18 protein-coding genes are annotated in these 17264 nt (G+C 42.7%); 13 read left to right on the forward strand and 5 right to left on the reverse strand.

Annotated features, from left to right (window positions below; translation table 11 throughout):
• The first annotated feature begins 257 nt into the window (after positions 1–257).
• From ACFQ0V_RS01180 to ssuE, 6 genes are all read left to right on the forward strand, one after another.
• Positions 258–641 carry a helix-turn-helix domain-containing protein gene (locus ACFQ0V_RS01180; protein ID WP_381008935.1) on the forward strand — a complete coding sequence of 128 codons (384 nt, stop codon included), beginning with the start codon at positions 258–260 and terminating at the stop codon, positions 639–641.
• Between the two features lie 68 nt (positions 642–709).
• Positions 710–1822: a glycerate kinase gene (locus ACFQ0V_RS01185; protein ID WP_381008882.1), complete on the forward strand. Its 1113-nt coding sequence runs from the start codon at positions 710–712 to the stop codon at positions 1820–1822.
• A gap of 11 nt (positions 1823–1833) precedes the next feature.
• Positions 1834–3186, forward strand: a complete 1353-nt coding sequence (locus ACFQ0V_RS01190) for a GntP family permease (RefSeq protein WP_381008884.1) — start codon at positions 1834–1836, stop codon at positions 3184–3186.
• Between the two features lie 94 nt (positions 3187–3280).
• The gene (locus tag ACFQ0V_RS01195; RefSeq protein ID WP_381008886.1) at positions 3281–4039 is read left to right on the forward strand and encodes an AIM24 family protein; all 759 of its coding nucleotides are present in this window, start codon (positions 3281–3283) and stop codon (positions 4037–4039) included.
• Positions 4040–4073: 34 nt separating this feature from the next.
• The gene (locus ACFQ0V_RS01200) at positions 4074–4901 is read left to right on the forward strand and encodes an aldo/keto reductase (protein ID WP_381008887.1); all 828 of its coding nucleotides are present in this window, start codon (positions 4074–4076) and stop codon (positions 4899–4901) included.
• A 130-nt stretch (positions 4902–5031) separates the two neighbouring features.
• Positions 5032–5571 carry an NADPH-dependent FMN reductase gene (gene ssuE, locus ACFQ0V_RS01205; protein ID WP_194561944.1) on the forward strand — a complete coding sequence of 180 codons (540 nt, stop codon included), beginning with the start codon at positions 5032–5034 and terminating at the stop codon, positions 5569–5571.
• Positions 5572–5769: 198 nt separating this feature from the next.
• On the opposite strand, the gene ACFQ0V_RS01210 is transcribed toward ssuE, so the two are convergent.
• Complete coding sequence (locus ACFQ0V_RS01210; RefSeq protein ID WP_275399380.1) at positions 5770–6993, reverse strand: IS110 family transposase; 1224 nt, start codon at positions 6991–6993, stop codon at positions 5770–5772.
• A gap of 331 nt (positions 6994–7324) precedes the next feature.
• On the opposite strand from ACFQ0V_RS01210, the gene ACFQ0V_RS01215 reads away from it, so the two are divergent.
• The 4 genes from ACFQ0V_RS01215 (at position 7325) to ACFQ0V_RS01230 (ending at position 10064) form a co-directional block, all read left to right on the forward strand.
• On the forward strand, positions 7325–7816 hold the full coding sequence (locus ACFQ0V_RS01215; RefSeq protein ID WP_194561945.1) for a GNAT family N-acetyltransferase: 492 nt from the start codon (positions 7325–7327) through the stop codon (positions 7814–7816).
• A gap of 118 nt (positions 7817–7934) precedes the next feature.
• Entirely contained in the window at positions 7935–8480 is a 546-nt protein-coding gene (locus ACFQ0V_RS01220) for an NADPH-dependent FMN reductase (protein WP_381008891.1), read from the forward strand.
• The gene (locus ACFQ0V_RS01225; protein WP_381008893.1) at positions 8480–9451 is read left to right on the forward strand and encodes a ring-cleaving dioxygenase; all 972 of its coding nucleotides are present in this window, start codon (positions 8480–8482) and stop codon (positions 9449–9451) included. The genes ACFQ0V_RS01220 and ACFQ0V_RS01225 overlap by 1 nt, the downstream gene beginning before the upstream one ends.
• 4 nt (positions 9452–9455) lie before the next feature.
• A complete protein-coding gene (locus ACFQ0V_RS01230; protein ID WP_381008895.1) occupies positions 9456–10064 on the forward strand; it encodes an alpha/beta hydrolase in 609 nt (202 codons plus the stop codon).
• Between the two features lie 255 nt (positions 10065–10319).
• On the opposite strand, the gene ACFQ0V_RS01235 is transcribed toward ACFQ0V_RS01230, so the two are convergent.
• The 3 genes from ACFQ0V_RS01235 to ACFQ0V_RS01245 form a co-directional block, all read right to left on the reverse strand.
• A complete protein-coding gene (locus tag ACFQ0V_RS01235) occupies positions 10320–10811 on the reverse strand; it encodes a GAF domain-containing protein (protein WP_381008898.1) in 492 nt (163 codons plus the stop codon).
• Positions 10812–10893: 82 nt separating this feature from the next.
• Positions 10894–12489 carry a ribosomal protection-like ABC-F family protein gene (gene abc-f / locus ACFQ0V_RS01240; RefSeq protein WP_381008899.1) on the reverse strand — a complete coding sequence of 532 codons (1596 nt, stop codon included), beginning with the start codon at positions 12487–12489 and terminating at the stop codon, positions 10894–10896.
• A gap of 240 nt (positions 12490–12729) precedes the next feature.
• Positions 12730–13215, reverse strand: coding sequence for a DUF4825 domain-containing protein (locus ACFQ0V_RS01245; RefSeq protein ID WP_381008900.1), 486 nt, complete (start codon positions 13213–13215; stop codon positions 12730–12732).
• Positions 13216–13392: 177 nt separating this feature from the next.
• On the opposite strand from ACFQ0V_RS01245, the gene ACFQ0V_RS01250 reads away from it, so the two are divergent.
• From ACFQ0V_RS01250 to ACFQ0V_RS01260, 3 genes are all read left to right on the forward strand, one after another.
• The gene (locus ACFQ0V_RS01250) at positions 13393–13656 is read left to right on the forward strand and encodes a hypothetical protein (RefSeq protein WP_381008902.1); all 264 of its coding nucleotides are present in this window, start codon (positions 13393–13395) and stop codon (positions 13654–13656) included.
• Between the two features lie 435 nt (positions 13657–14091).
• Positions 14092–15381 carry an NCS2 family permease gene (locus tag ACFQ0V_RS01255; protein ID WP_381008904.1) on the forward strand — a complete coding sequence of 430 codons (1290 nt, stop codon included), beginning with the start codon at positions 14092–14094 and terminating at the stop codon, positions 15379–15381.
• Between the two features lie 10 nt (positions 15382–15391).
• Complete coding sequence (locus ACFQ0V_RS01260) at positions 15392–15910, forward strand: DUF3841 domain-containing protein (RefSeq protein WP_381008906.1); 519 nt, start codon at positions 15392–15394, stop codon at positions 15908–15910.
• 53 nt (positions 15911–15963) lie between these two features.
• On the opposite strand, the gene ACFQ0V_RS01265 is transcribed toward ACFQ0V_RS01260, so the two are convergent.
• Positions 15964–17064 (reverse strand): tyrosine-type recombinase/integrase, encoded by a 1101-nt coding sequence (locus ACFQ0V_RS01265; RefSeq protein ID WP_381008908.1) that lies wholly within the window; start codon positions 17062–17064, stop codon positions 15964–15966.
• Positions 17065–17264: the final 200 nt, after the last annotated feature.

Here is a 17264-nt window from a genome sequence, read left to right on the forward strand (position 1 = left end):
CACGTGAACAACGATTGTCCGATGACGAAATCGAAGCGCGTTTCAATCAGCTTACCGATCATTCTTTCCCACAGAACAGTCAACTACTGTACTTTCATGCATTGCTTGATCCCGTTGCGATTCAACGCGTGAAAAATGATGTGGCGCGCCTTGCGGTACATGTCATTTGTACGTATGCGACCTCGGAAGGTTTGTTCATTTGGATAAGCGGTAAGCCTTTCCATGAACAAAACAGATGGCCTGAATGGCAGTGGGTCATGAGTCAACCTATCGAAACTGTTCAGCAATTTCGAACGACATTGCGCGCACTTCCACACCTTCGTTTAAACGGGCATCGAGTAGAAGAAGAGCAACTCGATGTTTTCGTGCAAGTGATTCCAGAAGACATTTGGGAGACGTTTTTCAAAGAAGAAAAAGAAGCAATCGCTCAGTTGAAAGCGGAAGATTGGGAGACGATTGCGCAGTTTGTCGAGCAAAATGGTTCGTTAAAACATACTGCTAAGCAATTAATGATTCATCGCAACACGTTAACGTATCGTTTGCAAAAAATTGCCGAACAAACGGGACTTCACCCGCAACGATTCGATCAATTGTTTTTCTTATATGCTCTATTTGTTCATTTGCACAAAAAAGAGTTGTGAATATTTGGTTAAATTACCGATGGAAACCGCTTTCACCTTTTGTATACTAACGATAAGGAAGTGATGACATGCATATTGTAATAGCACCAGATTCATTTAAAGGAAGTGCTTCAGCGATTCAAGTAGCAGAAGCGATGAAAAGAGGCGTTCAAGAAATCGATCCTTCGATAACCGTCGATCTACTTCCGATGGCCGATGGAGGAGAAGGGACCGAGGAAGCGTTAGCGGTCGCACTAGAAGGCAAGACGGTGAGCGTTTCGACATGTGACGCACTCCGACGGAAGATAGACACGACATTTACCGTCATCCATGACGACACGGCGGTCATTGAATGTGCCAAATGTATCGGTTTGCCGATGCTTGCGGAGCGAGAGCGCAATCCGATGAAGGCGTCGTCTTACGGTTTAGGTGTTGTCGTTCGTGAAGCGTTAGCGATAGGGTATCGCAAGTTTATCATTGGCCTTGGCGGTTCAGCTGTCAATGATGGCGGAATCGGGTTGCTTACGGCACTCGGTTATACATTTACAGACGCAAAAGGAAATGAGCTCGAAGGAAACGGGCGCGATCTTTTTCAAGTGGCGGCTGTCGATTCATCGTCTCGCGATGAGCGATTGAGTGAGGCGACATTTATTATCGCAAACGATGTCACAAATCCCCTTTGTGGAAAAGAAGGGGCGACGGCGATTTATGGTCCTCAAAAAGGGGTGAAAGAAGAAGACATTACTCGATTCGATGAAGCGCTCGCCCGTTACGCTAAGCTTTTCGAAAAGCGAGAGGCCGATGAGCCAGGAGCGGGGGCTGCTGGAGGGCTCGGATTCGCTTTTTTACAACTAGGCGGAACGATGCAACCGGGTGCGCAATTAATCGCAAAAGAAAGCGAATTGTTAAAGCGTATCCGACGTGCAGACCTCGTTTTGACAGGGGAAGGGCAGTCTGATGAACAGACGCTTTTCGGAAAAGCACCATACGTCGTCGCACAGTTCGCTCGGGAACAAAGGGTTCCAACCGTACTACTTTCTGGCAGTGTGACAGGAAATACAGATGCGCTTCGTGAAGTGTTTGCGGGTGTTTTTTCGACCGTTATGCAACCGATGTCATTGAGTGATGCCATGGAAAATGCGGAACAATCCATCGTCGAAATGACGAAAAATATTATTCATTTTTATCGACATTCTATTTAAGGGGGAACGTTATGTTAAGTGTTATTTTAGTCATTGTGGCTGTCGCATTTATCGTATTTGCGACAGCGAAATTAAAGTTACATCCGTTTTTATCATTAATTATTGCATCTTTCGGTTTAGGAATCGCGGCTGGATTACCGATCGCAGGCATTGGTGGGATTGTGAACGAAGGATTCGGAGGATTGATGGGTGGTATTGGACTCGTCATCGTCTTCGGGACGTTAATCGGGATTATTTTAGAACGTTCAGGAGCTGCTTTACGTATGGCGGAAGTCGTTTTGCGTATCGTCGGGCCGAAACATCCGCAACTTGCGATGAGCATCATCGGTGCTATTGTCAGTGTTCCTGTATTTTGTGATTCGGGATTCGTCATTTTATCTTCTTTAAAGAAAGCGATTGCACATAAGACGAAAGTGACGGTTGCTTCGATGTCCATTGCGCTCGCGACAGGATTGTTTGCGACGCACAATTTAGTGCCACCGACACCTGGTCCGATTGCAGCTGCAGGAAATATCGGAGCGGAAGCATATTTAGGCACAATTATTTTATTCGGCCTCATCGTCTCCATTCCTGCTGTAATTGCGGGATATCTTTGGGCGATTAAAGTCGGTCCGACGATTCATATCGAAGGGGAAGAAGATGGTGTTTTACAATACGATTACGATACGATTATAAAAGAATTCGGTGAAATGCCTTCAACGGCGAAATCTTTTGCACCGATCATCGTTCCGATTTTACTCATCGGCTTTAGTTCAGTCATTACATTTATGAAATGGGAAGGCGTCTTTTTTGATATTTTCTTATTTTTAGGGTCACCGGTTGTCGCACTATTTGTCGGTTTACTATTTGCCTTCTTTTTATTACCTGAATATTCTGAAATTACGTTAAATGATTGGATTGGTGATGGACTAAAAGAAGCTGCACCGATTTTACTCATTACAGGAGCGGGCGGCGCTTTCGGGAAAGTGATTCAAAATACGTCGATTGTCGAAGTCATTGAAAATGTTGGTTCGAACGCATTTTTCACAGGAGCATTATTTTTATTCATTCCGTTTTTAATCGCAGCGGCTTTAAAAACGGCGCAAGGGTCATCCACTGCAGCGCTCGTCATTACCGCTTCACTCGTTGCACCGCTTCTCACTGAAGTAGGGATTACAGGAGCTGTTCCACTCGCGCTCGTCGTTATGGCGATCGGTTCAGGTGCGATGGTCGTATCTCATGTGAACGACAGCTTCTTCTGGGTTGTGACGCAATTTAGTGGTATGTCAGTCACACAAGCGTACAAAGCGCAAACGATGGCCACTTTATTCCAAGGGCTCGCAGCGTTCACTACGACATTTATTCTTTGGTTAATTTTAGTGTAATGTTTAAAAAACCTTTCTCTCGTATAAAGAGGAAGGTTTTTCTATTCGGTTTCTTTAAAATCGACTATACTAAAATGAAAAGGGAGGGAATCGGATGTATACGATACGTAATTTAGAAAAACGAGAGAACGGTTCCATTATTGAACAGACCGGTCCGTTTCAAGTACTGGAATATGAAAAAGATTTAAGCGTCGATTATGCGACAGCGCAAGCGGCTTATTACGCTTCTCAAATGAATGTGAGAAAGCGTCAATTAATTTGTGAAGTTGGACCTTCTCAAATTACGGTACAAGCAGGTGCGATGCAGTGGACAGTCGGTGATGTGAAAGCGACGACAGGAGTGAAAGGAGTCGGTGATTTTATCGGCAAGGCTTTGCGCGGTTCGGTGACGAATGAATCAGCGATTAAGCCAGAATATACAGGAGAAGGAACGCTCGTATTAGAACCGACGTATAAACATATTTTACTCGTTGATCTAAACGACTGGAACGGTTCCATAGTAATAGAAGATGGGTTATTTTTAGCGTGCGAACATCATGTGAAACATAAAGTCGTCATGCGCAGCAATTTATCTTCAGTCGCATTCGGTGGTGAAGGTTTGTTTAACTTAGCTTTGACAGGTGATGGCGTCGTAGCGTTAGAATCGGACGTACCACGCGCGGAGTTGATTGAGATTGATTTACACGACGATGAACTAAAAGTCGATGGCAATATGGCGATCGCATGGTCAGGTAGCTTAAATTTCACAGTAGAACGTGCTGGGAAGTCGTGGATGGGTTCTGCAGCTTCTGGAGAAGGTTTAGTAAACGTTTACCGTGGTACAGGAAGAGTATGGATGGCCCCTCTTGTGTAAAGAAGCCCTTCATGAGAAAGGAATGGTGAAAAATATGGAGAAACAATTAAAAAATGGCGTTCCGATGCCTGAAATCGGATTAGGTGTATATAAAATGACGGATGAAGAAGAAGCGTATCGCGCCATTCGTCACGCTTTAGAAGTAGGATATCGTTCAATTGATACGGCAGCTTTTTACCATAATGAAGATGTCGTCGGTCGGGCAGTGCGAGAGAGTGGCATTCCAAGGGAAGAGATTTTCATTACGACGAAAGTGTGGAACGATGATACAGGATATGAAGAGACGTTGCGTGCTTTTGAACAATCTCTTGAAAAATTAGGTCTCGACTACATCGATTCATACTTAACGCACTGGCCAGTCCCTGGAAAATATGTAGAGACGTATCGTGCCATTTTAAAGTTGACGGAAGAAGGGAAAGTGCGCGCACCTGGTGTATGTAACCATACGATCGAACAATTAGAGACGATTAATGAAGAATTAGGGGAGTATCCGAACATTAACCAAGTCGAAATTCACCCGTATTTACAACAACGTGAATTGATGTCGTTTTGTCGTGAGCATCATATTGCGGTAACGGCATGGGCGCCACTCGGACGTGGCCAAGCTTTGCAAGACCCGGTCATTCATGAGGTGGCGAAGCGATACGGCATCACACCTGCACAAACGATTTTGCAGTGGCATTTACAACAAGGCCGGATCATTATCCCGAAATCGGTTACGCCGAGTCGCATTGAGGAAAACTTCGCAGTCGGGCAAGTGGAATTGACGGATGAATGTATAGAATCAATCAATGCGTTAGAGCGCAATGGCCGTACAGGGGCAAATCCAGCAAAACCTAATTTCTTAGAACACTTTAAATAAACATTATCCGACAATTTTATCCCTGTCAAAAAGCAAAAACCCAACCAATAAAACCATTGCTCACCCTTTCACAAACTCATTTTGTTCTGTTATACTTACTATTATAAATATTTTACCATAGGAGGACATTATGAGTCATATTGTATATATTTCAGGGAGTCCGACACCTTACTCACGTACGGAAGCCGTTCTTAAATTTATGAGTGAAACGTTAAAAAAGAAAGGGCATACATCACAGCTCATTACGATGAAAGATATTCCAGCGAATGATTTAATCGATGGCAATTGGAATAGTGATGCGGTCATCCGGATCGGCGAACAAATCGAAGCAGCAGACGGTGTCGTCATTGGAACACCGGTTTATAAAGCATCTTATCCAGGTGTATTTAAAGCCTTTATCGACGTGCTCCCCCAGCAGTTGTTGGCAGGGAAGACAGTATTGCCATTTATGACAGGTGGTAGCCATTATCACTTACTCGCTTTAGAATACGCATTGAAGCCTTTAATTTCAATCGTTCAAGGCTCGCCTGTGCGTGGCATTTACTACGTCGATTCATATATCGACCGTGAACAACCAGAGCAACCGATCGTCGATGAAGCGACATATGCACGTACGATGCAACAACTTCAAAACTTTATCGAAATTATCGATCCAACATGTGAAATTTAAAAGAGAGGGACTAGTTGAGGCTAGTCTCTTTCTTACGATTAGTCAAGTGTATTTAATTAATTTCTTTTGTTTTTATGATTTAGTTTTGTGGGGGAGGGGTACCCCTCCCCCACAAAACTAAATTTTCACAAGCCAAAAAGACCTAACGATTTTTATTTTTTTCGAAAGGTCTATATGGTATAGTTGAGTTACATTTTATTACGAATTCTGAGCTGGTAGTGCGGACTCATAATCGTATAGGATGCCTCTTGTCAGTAACTGAAATGTCACTTTCAGAAATTTATTGACGCAGGCGATGATCGCAACCTTATGAGGCTTTCTCTGAGGTTGCGTTTTTAATTTATAATAGTAATCCACAAAATGATTTGGCTTCTCCTTTAACATAAGCATCCCTTGAATCATGAAATATAGAATTTTTCGCAAATGTTTATTGCCACGTTTATTGATGCGGTCACGATACTGGGTATTACCGGATTGATAACGCATGATATCAATCCCTGCATAAGCGTTTAGTTGTTTCGCATTTCGGAAACGGCGAATATCCCCGATTTCCCCAATTAGACGACAAGCTGTTGAATCGCCAACACCAGGAATGGAACGTAATACGGTATATTCTTGGCGTTCTTTGGATAGTACTACCATCTGTTGGACGAGTGCTTCTTTCTTTTCCTTTAATTCTCCAATACGAGATGCGTAATCTCTTACTTGGTCACATCGAACATCTGTCGGCTTAATTGCGGGATAACTGTTTTGAGCTGCTTCTATTAGTTCAATCGCCTTTTTCTCCGCCCGATTAAGTGAAAGGTTCTTTTTCGTATTCGCTTTCAAACGATTTTTAATGACTGTTTTTGAATGCGATAATACAAGTGCAGGATGTGGGTAAAGCTGTACGATATTTAAAAATAAAGCCGAACTTGGCGTAATTAGTTTTTCAAGCTCTGGAAAACTCATATGTAAAATCGCATGCATTCGGCTTTTGAGTCCAATCATTTCTTCATCTACCTCGTCGTAATAACGCGTGAGTGCACGCATCTGTTCATAATAGTCATCTTGAACGTAAGTCGCTTCACGCTCCATTTTAAAGTGCGTTTTCGCTAGTTCATGTGCGTCACTACAGTCCGTTTTATGACGTCGCATTTTCGCCATTTGTAGGTTCGCTTCAAGCGGATTCATGCGACTATATGCATAGCCATGATTTTTGAAAAACGCTTCTACTGATTTGGAATAGACACCTGTTGCCTCAAAGACAATTTCAGGGGCTTGTCCATCAAGCTTCGTTACTTCTTCGATACGCTCGTGTAATCGTTCAAAATCTATTCGCGTATGATTTAGTTCACCTTCATATTCACATTGTCGATAGCGATCATAAATAACGATTGAACTCTTATCCTTACTCACATCTAACGCAATGACATGTTTCATCATTTCCATCTCCTTTTTAGCTAGTCATAGAAGTCTTCACAGTACCTTATCGATTCCACTTTCTTATACGCGATCTCTTTGGACCCAACAGACTAAACTGATTCATATAAGGGTGTGAAGTTAGCCGGTTTTTAATACGGACTCTCAAATGGTCCCAGAGACTAGTCGACTTTCCTTCACTTCTACTATAAAAAAATAGTAGCACAAACCATGGCCTTGGTTTGTACTACTAATCTTAGTCTGTTTTTGTTATCATCATTTATTGGCAGAGAATGTGAAGTCGTTGTATACTAATAAAGAATGACGTAAGAGGTGAAAGGAGTTGTGACATATGCAATATCGTAAAGCGACAAAAGCAGACGCAGCAGGAATTATTGCTGTAATGGAAAATGCAGAGCAAGCAGGAACGATGTTATGGAGTCCTGGAGAGAGAGAGATGGAAGAAGCAACATTTGCGCAATCGATTGAACAAGAAGATACAGCACGCTCTGGTTTTTTCGTGGCGGAAGATGAAGAAGGGATTGCGGGCTACATATTTATTAAAGGGGAGCAACCTGAAAGAATTCGTCACCGTGCACATCTCGTGATGGGCATGCATGAGCGAGTACGTGGTCAAGGGATCGGAACAGAATTTCTTGAATATGTGATTGACTGGGCGAAACATTCACCTCTCCGCAGACTCGAATTAACGGTTCTTACAATTAATGAACAAGCGATTCGATTATATGAAAAATGCGGATTTGAAAAAGAAGGCGTCAAGCGTGATTCTCTTCGTATTAATGAATTGTATGTCGATGAATTAACGATGAGTTATTTATTATGATATCCACCTCTTGAAGTACATAAAACTTCGAGAGGTTTTTTATTTGAAACATATATCTTGAATTCAAGATAATTATGTGCGATACTACAATTAACTTCAAAACAGAGGAGACGATCACATGAATATCGGATTAATTATCGGTAGTTTACGAGAGCAATCATACAATATGAAACTTGCATCACATATTACACAAGCTTTTTCTGACGTCACGTTTGAACGGATTTCAATTGGGGAATTACCTTTCTTCAACGAAGATTTAGAAACAAATGGGGACCCGCAAGCTGTTCAACAGTTTAAAACAGCAGTAGAACGAATGGATGGGCTCATTATTTTAACGCCAGAATATAATGGTAGCATACCGGGTGTGTTGAAAAATGCACTCGACTGGGGATCACGTCCGGTGACAAATTCCGTTTTTCACAATAAACAAGTCGGCATTATCGGCGCGACCCCTGGGGGAATGGGAACAGCATTCGCACAAATTCACTTACGACAAGTGTTAGAAGCGATGCGTGCTGATGTTTTACCACATGAAAAATTACACGTCTCACGGGTTCATGAATTATGCGCAGTTGCGGAACAACCGAACACATTCCGTTACGTCGACCGCTACGTACAGCAATTCATTCAATTTATCCAAAATACAAAAGGAGTGCATGTATAATGTTACAATTTACAGGATTACATCACGTTTCAGCAATTACGAAAAGCGCCCAACAAAATCTTGATTTTTATACGAACGTCCTCGGATTCCGTCTCGTGAAAAAAACGGTCAATCAAGATTCACCGTCGATGTATCATTTATTTTACGCGGACGGAGAAGGTTCACCAGGAACAGAAATGACTTTCTTTGAAATCCCAGTCGTCGGGCAAACACATGAAGGAACGAATAGCATTTCGACAACTTCTTTCCGTGTGCTGACAGATGAAGCGTTGCATTTTTGGAAAGAGCGTTTTGAACAATTCGATGTGGCGCATGAAGACATTACAGAACGAGCAGGACGCCAAACTTTACGCTTCCGCGATCCGGAAAAACAACGACTTATGCTCGTATCCGATGAACATGACGAAGGAGTCGCAGGAGGTATTCCATGGAAAGTGGCTGATATTCCAGAATCTTTTGCGATTTATGGATTAGGACCTTCTTATTTTACAGTAGCGAATGCGAAAGCGACGGATGCCTTACTGACAACCGTTTTACATTTCCGTGAAGCGGGAACGTATGAAGCGGATGGTACGAGCTACAAAGTATATGAAACAGGAGAAGGCGGCTCAGGGGCTGAAATCCATGTAGAACACCGGGAAGACTTACCAGTAGAACGGGCAGGGCGTGGTAGCGTTCACCATATCGCTTTACGCGTTTCGACAGAAGAAGATATTTATGCATGGATTGAACGACTCGAGCAATTTGGAGTACGCAATTCAGGATTCGTCGACCGCTTCTATTTCAAATCGATTTACATGCAAGATCCGAATGGATTGACGATTGAAATCGCTTCTGACGGTCCAGGTTTTGCGATCGATGAACCCGAAGATACACTCGGTGAAGCATTATCGCTTCCACCATTTTTAGAAAACGACCGCGCCATCATTGAAGCGAACTTAAAACCGCTCCATACAAAAAGAGGTGAGTGATAAGATGGAACATATTTATACGTCTGTCGAACGAGCGAAAGGAACACTCGTCTTACTGCACGGCACAGGTGGTAATGAACAAAGTATGTTGCCGATCGCTAAGCATCTGACGGATGAGTGGAATGTATTAAGTGTGCGAGGCGAAGTGAATGAAAATGGGGCGTTACGCTTTTTCAAACGATTGCGGGAAGGGGTGCTCGATGAAGACGACTTAATCGCAAGAACGGCTCAATTTCACGAAACATTAACTCATTGGGCGAATGAGTATACATTTTCTTTACAAGATATCGTATTTATCGGCTATTCTAACGGTGCAAACTTTGCGGCGAACTATTTATTACAATTTCCGAATGCAGTAAAAGGAGGCATCTTACTGCACCCGATGGTTCCGACAAGACGACATAACGTTGCATCACTCGATGAAACGAATATCTTCATCTCAGCAGGCATTCACGATCCGCTCGTCCCTTACGAAGAAACCGAACAATTACTCGACATGTACCGCTCCGCGCATGCCAATGTCAAAGCACATATTGAATCAAACGGACATCAGATCACGTACACTGAATTAGAAGCGGCGAAACAGTGGTTAACGACACTTAGTAGAATTTAAGAGGACTATAAAATACCTTTATTAGGCTGCTTCACACTGAAATCTAAAAGTGTAAAGTAGCCTAATTTTTTGGATAAGCTCTTCATTATCATAATTGAAGTAGGCGACAAAATGTATGAACATTTTCCTTAGCTTTCACTACCGCCCATTTCATTTCGCTCGTATAAACATTTTTATCCACACAAAAACACTTCCGATGTCAGTACTTTTTACAAGAGTACGACTTCGAAAGTGCTTTCTAAGCGCCGTGTTTTATTATATGATTTGGGCAAAGCGCGTCGTTAAAATGGTTACAAACTGTTCGAGTTCGCGTTCATCGACTTCATCGAAGCGATTTTTAACCGGGCTATCGATATCGAGTACGCCGAACTTTTCGCCATTGACGATCATCGGAATGACAATTTCCGATTGACTCGCTGCGTCGCATGCAATATGTCCTGGAAACTGTTCAACATCGGCAACACGCAATGTGCGTTCTTCCTCGATACTCGTACCGCACACACCTTTTCCAGCAGGGATGCGAATACAAGCAGGGAGCCCTTGGAAAGGACCGAGTACGAGTTCATCTTCTTTCCATAAATAAAAGCCGACCCAATTAATATTTTGTAAGTAATGATTTAATAATGCAGAAGCATTCGCCAAATTCGCCACGATATCCGTTTCACCGTCAATGAGTGCCATAAGCTGTGAGCGGACCGTCGCATAATCTTGCGCGCGATCTCCTGTATACATCGTTGTTTCAAACATGAGCAAAACCCCCATTTCTTATCGTTTAGTATATCAATATTTTATAACGAACGCTATTTTCAACATATACGAAATACGCAAATCATTTCAGTTTCATACGTAATGTTTGAATTTTCTTTTGAATATGTTGAAATTGAGCATCCAATTGTTGATAATCTTCACTTCCTATTTTGGCTTCCGTTAATTGATGAATGAGTATGATTTGTTCGTTCTCCAAGTTCATTAATGTATCGCGTATTGCCGTATTTGGACTTTTCGGTCGTTGATCGTTTTGCATATCAAATGTCCGCGTCGCCACATGTTCTCGAAACGTCGCATCATGTGAAGTGAACACGACGGTGCCGTTGTATTGTATGAGTGCATGTTCTAGTTGAATTTTAGAAGGGAGGTCTAAATGATTCGTCGGTTCGTCTAAAAGAAGTAAATGACAACCTTCTGACATCCATTGTAACAATTTCACTTTTAAACGTTCGCCCATACTTAAATCTTTAAGCATACTCGTCCAGCGTTCTGGTGCGAAACCGAGATGGAAAAGTTGTTGTTGTCGTTTGACCATTAAATGAGCAGAACCCTCTAATAAATCACTAACCCGTAGTTGTTCGTCTTCGAAAGTGATCGATTGGGCCAAATAGCCGATTTTCAAATGAGGGGACATCCATAATGTGCCCGAGCTGATGGGGAGCTCGCCTAATAGAGCAAGAAGTAATGTTGATTTTCCGCTCCCATTCGGCCCAACGAGTGCTACTTTCTCTCCTCGTGTCAATTGAAAATGAATATTTTGTAAAACTTGAATGCCGCTTCGTTCAAGTGTCACATCTCGCATATAACCGACTTGCATTCCTCGTTGCGCACTATCTTCTATTTCAAATTGAATCGTTCGGTTAGGGGAAGGACGCTCGATCGGTTCTTCTATTCGCAAGCGTTGTAACTGTTTCTCTTTTGATTTCACTTGCCGGTCAGCTCGCTTTGCTTTCGTTCGGTAATACTCTTTCGCTCCCATCTGTTTCGGATGATGAGAAGCGGTAGACTCACGATGGATATGCTCCGACCAATCGTGAAGAGCTTTCATTTTGCGTTCTGTATCTTGAATCATTTGTTGTTGTTCTTCGAAACGCTTTTGTTGTTGCTGTCTTTTTCGTTCACGCTCTTGTTCATAGGCGGTATAATTTCCTCTGAACGTGTGAATGTGCTCGTCTTCAATCGCCCATATGTGCGTTGCAATATGATCTAAAAAATGACGATCGTGAGAGACGATAATCCAAGCGGCCCGAGATTGTTGAATCATTTCAATTAGCCATTCAACCGCTTCTTCATCTAAATGATTCGTCGGTTCATCCAATAAATAAAGATCGGATTCTTTCATTAATGCAGCGCCGATTTGATAACGCAATTGTTCACCACCGCTATACGTTGTATAAGCGCGTTTCGGTAAATTCCATCTTTCCATCACTTGCTTTTTTAGATGAGAAGCAAGGCGGGGAGGAGGGAGGTCAAACCGTACAAATTCTATCACAACGTCACTTGGAGCGCTTTGGTACATCGCATGTAAAAAGCTCGTCTTCCCACTGCCGTTCGCTCCGATCAATCCGATTGCTTGCCCTGCTTCGATGGTGAGTAAGTCGTGTTGAATGCTTTGATTTTCATGAATTTGAATCGTTTGAGCCGGTAATTGTAACATATAAAAAACTCCTTTTTGAATCGTTTAAAAGGACACGAAAAAAATCCTTCTAAACGGAATAGTTTAGAAGGATTCGTCACGCTTAAAAACATCGACTTCAAAAGAAGATGATGGTAAAAAAGTGCAGACGAATCCCTTACGCAAAAAATATGACGTAAAAGATTACTGAATCATCTGCACACTTCACCCCTGACTTTCATAATATATGCTCACTATAGCGAACATTTTCAAAAATGTCCATTACGACGTACGAAATAATGCATGGGCTTTTTCGAGATATTGCTCCATTAAGCGTTCTGATGCTAATTTATGTAATTCCGGATACGCTTCAAAAAATGCTTCTTTCGACTCGACATATGTATCCTTCATTCCAAGATCGTTCGTCCATTCAAATGTAATCGTTTCTAAGTTTTGGACGAGTAAAAAGAACACCGCGGCATTGTACGCGAACGCCCGCTCCGGTTTCCAACGATTGTAGGCCTCTTGTTGTTCTTTAGACGTAATCGGAGGAGCTTCGTAAGATAATGTAATGCTCGTCTCTGTTAACGCCATCTGTTTGAAATAATCGGACCCTGGAGTTAAATGAACGATTGCCCCCATCGCTGAGTTATCGCCGACGTAACTTGCATAATACGGTTTTAGTTGTTCGAATTCGGTTGGCGCACTCGATTGGCAACCCGATATGCTTAGTAGAAGGGCGAGTAACCCTATTTTTAAATAATTCATACGATCTCTCCTTTACTTGTAAGTATACGTGAAAAAATAGACGGAAATCTGAAGAATTTCTGAAGATTGTTTAAGATTTTTCACATTTTTCGAAATTTAAGGTAGCATTAAGGTTCACTTTACCTTTCGACAATCTTTTCCATGTATACTAAAAGAAATAAAGGGGGGAAATTAGCGATGCATATTGTTTTATTGACATCTTGTATTTTAATCATTCAATATATTTTGTTGCGACAACCTTCTAAGCTTTGGGGAACGGTATTGCCTATCTTTTTATTTATGGCGCTTATCGTTCATTGTGTCAATGTCGCTTTTTATAACCCTGGTGAAACGTTAAAAATCATTTTACTCAGTATCGTATTTTATGCATTTTTTATTACGATGTGCAAAGAAGTACGCACACAATATAAAGAAGAACGAAAAAAGGCAACCGCATCTTAAGGCAGGTTGTCTTTTTGCATTTGAAAGAAGTCGCTTTTTCCGATAGAATAGTAACGTTTGATACTCGTGAACTACCCACCACTTAACTTCGTTTGAAGTGGGGGCTTCTCGCTTCCACGAACATAGCTTGCAAGCAAGTCTTATGTGTTCTCCACGAGCGTGAATTCGGGGCATTCCAACCCTACTGATACGCAATGTTTTTAGTACCTTGGATATTTTACGCATACGAGGGGCTTGGTTTTCGCTCTTATTTCCGTATGCAACTCCATATATCCAGTTGTCAAAGAACATTATGTCTATATTTTACCAAATTCTTTGGCTAAAGCCAACCGAAATTCATCTCCCACCTACTCATTGGTGCTATTCGCACCTTCACACTCCTTGAGGATGGGGGACTTCTTTCGGAAATCCGTTAAAGAAAAAGAGGCGTATAAAATGAAACAATTTTTTAATTTGCAGGCGATGAAGACCGATGTGAAAACGGAAGTCATCGCAGGTTTAACAACGTTTGTGACGATGGCGTACATCATTATCGTCAACCCGTTTATCTTATCGGATGCAGGGGTACCTTTTGATCAAGTGTTTATCGCAACAATCGCATCAGCGGTCGTCGGAACTTTAATTATGGCATTGTTTGCGAATTATCCGATTGCGATCGCACCAGGTATGGGTATGAACGCCTATTTTGCGAGTGTTGTCGCTACGCAAGGCGTCAGTTACCAAACGGTGCTCGGAGCGGTATTTTTCGCAAGTATTTTATTCGTATTGCTCGCATTTACGAAGTTTCGTGAGTTGCTCATTGAATCGATTCCGGAACCACTAAAAGTCGGCATTACGGCGGGTATCGGATTATTCGTTGCCTTTTTAGGACTTCGTATGTCAGGGATTGTCGTACCGGCAGAAGGTACGTTTGTTGCATTCGGAGATGTGACCGCTCCTGAAACAGCTCTCGCCGTATTTGGCATTATCGTAACACTCATTCTCGTCGCACGAAAAGTGCACGGCGGACTGTTTCTCGGGATGTTCATTACGGCGATTTTAGCGTATTTCCTCGATATGTTGCACATTGAGAAAATCGCTTCCTTACCACCCGCTCCCGTCTTTTTCGATTTTGATTTAGGCGGAGTGTTTACACACGGTTTATATGCCGTCGTCTTCGCATTTTTACTCGTGACGATTTTTGACACGACGGGAACGATGATCGGCGTAGCGGAACAAGCAGGCTTAATGAAAAATGGCACATTGCCGAGAGCGAATGTCGCATTAACAGCAGATGCGATCGCTTCTACAGTCGGTGCTTCTCTCGGGTCGACACCGTCTAGTGCGTATGTCGAATCTTCTGCGGGTGTCGCAGCAGGTGGGCGAACAGGATTAACGTCCCTCGTCGTCGCTGTATTATTTTTAGTCGCTCTATTTTTCTCACCGCTCGTTCAAGCGATTTCAAGCGTTCCGGCCATTACAGCACCTGCGCTCATTATCGTCGGAAGCTATATGATGAACGGCTTAGCGAAAGTGAAATGGGATACATTTGACGAAGCATTCCCGACATTTGCGGTCATTTTAACGATGCCGCTTACGTCGAGCATTGCGACAGGGATTGCGATGGGCTTCATCATGTATCCATTATTGAAATTTGTATCAGGTAAAGGAAAAGAGGTTCACCCGATCATCGTCGTCTTCGGCATATTGTTTACGATCCAACTCATTTTCTTCCCGATGCATTAGGAGGAGACCGATGCCGATTTATTGGACGATTCAAACGGAACAAAAGTGGACACTCGCTTTACAAAAAGGAGTATTGATCGGGGAACGAGGCGCAGTATGGCCGGAGTTCCTCGCTCCGTATAACTGGATGAAAGAGCAAATCTACCGTCGCCTTTCTTTACCGATGACCGAAGAACAACAGCCGGTTTGGCTATGGACAGAACGGCCTGACCTTAGAAGAAGCGGCCATTTAGAAAGAGGAACACGCGGCGTGTTGCTGAAAGTCGAGTTAGAAGCGAATAAAATTTTGTTTTCCGATTTTCAAGCGTGGCATATCGTTTTAATGAATGATTTTCTACAAGAAAGTGTAGACGCGCGTGAACATGTGACAAAATGGACGGAATGCGAGAAACGACAAAGCTGGGAACGTATTTTTGACTTTGACTGGCTCAGGAATCATCCCGATTGGGGAGAACCTACCGTACAAGGCGTTACACCTTATATCGCGACTGCCGATGTCATGCATGTTCAACCATTTACAGCGAAATAAAATCCTTCCTTTCTTTACGTATGATAGGTAAAGAAAGGAAGGATTTTTTATGTTTAAAATTCAAAAGTTTCATCCCATTGATGAATCGTATGACGTTCTTTTTCAAATAGTTTTTCCAAATAAATCATCGTCGTTTCAATCTTTTCATGCCCGAGCGAGCGCATAATGTCGTAGATGTCCGCACCATTTTGTTTCGAAATAATAGCGAAGGCGTGACGGAAGACGTGAGGGGTGACGATGACGTCTTGCGGTAAGTAAGAATCTGGCACTCGGCTCAGTTCTTTTTTGACGTATTGCGCAAAATAAGAAGGCGTGTATGCAGAGCCGCGCGATGTCGTAAAGAGCGGTGCTATCTCCTCATCTGACGCATGACGTGTTTCTCGAAATAGTTGAATCGCTCGTAACGTGTCGGGGCGGAGCGGGATCATCCGACGTTTATTCCCTTTTCCGATGACGTGTAAGTAATGACCTCCTCGGATGCGGTCTTCTTTTAACTGTTCGACCGTTAACGAACAAAATTCTTCATTTCGCAAGCCAGTCGTCGTTAAAATTTGAATGATCGCAAACATGATCGGATGTTGCTGTTGTTTGAAGTAGGTGAGGAGGCGCTTCACATCATGCACCCCGAGATCGCGGTTCGGACGTTCGTCTTTTTGAACGGTAGCGATTCGTAAACCGTCGCCAATCGGTCGTGTGATGTAATCACTCTCATATAAAAAACGGAAAAACGCCGATAAAATACTCGTTTTTCGCTCCAATGTCGCTGATGAATAAGCCCCGCGCTGCAATACGTACGGACTGTCCGTTGCGAGCCATTGTTGGTAACGACGAATGTGACGTTTATCGAGCGACTTCCAAAGCGATTGTTGCTCCCACGTCACGTCGAGTCCTATCTCTTCTCCGTACTGCAATAAATAAGTGATCAGTTGTTTCAGTTCGAGTTCATACTCTCGAATCGTCCGTGCTGAACGGTCATGAGCGCGGTTTAAATGTTTCGGTGCATATAAAAACCAATGGACCATTTCCAAATCATTAAAATGGTGAAAAGCATCCATTCCTTGCCGTTCCGCTTCATCGTATTTGCGTTCAAGCATGCGCATCGTCTCGGGGTCTCGTTTGACGATTTGTCCGATCGGTTGTTGAACGAGTTCCATCTAGCACCCTCCTTTTGTCATATTTCATGTGTACTTTGACGATTTTTTAACAGTTACGTTATCTCTTATCGTTAGTGTACCATAAGGGAAGTTTATCCGACTTCATGGAACTTTTCTCCAAATGCATCGTATACGTATGAATGACTGAAATAGGGGATGGAAGGGAATCTCCTTGAAAATTTTCGTCATAAACAAAACTA

This window comes from Savagea faecisuis, from assembly GCF_042675605.1.
Classification (GTDB): Bacteria; Bacillota; Bacilli; order Bacillales_A; family Planococcaceae; genus Savagea; species Savagea faecisuis.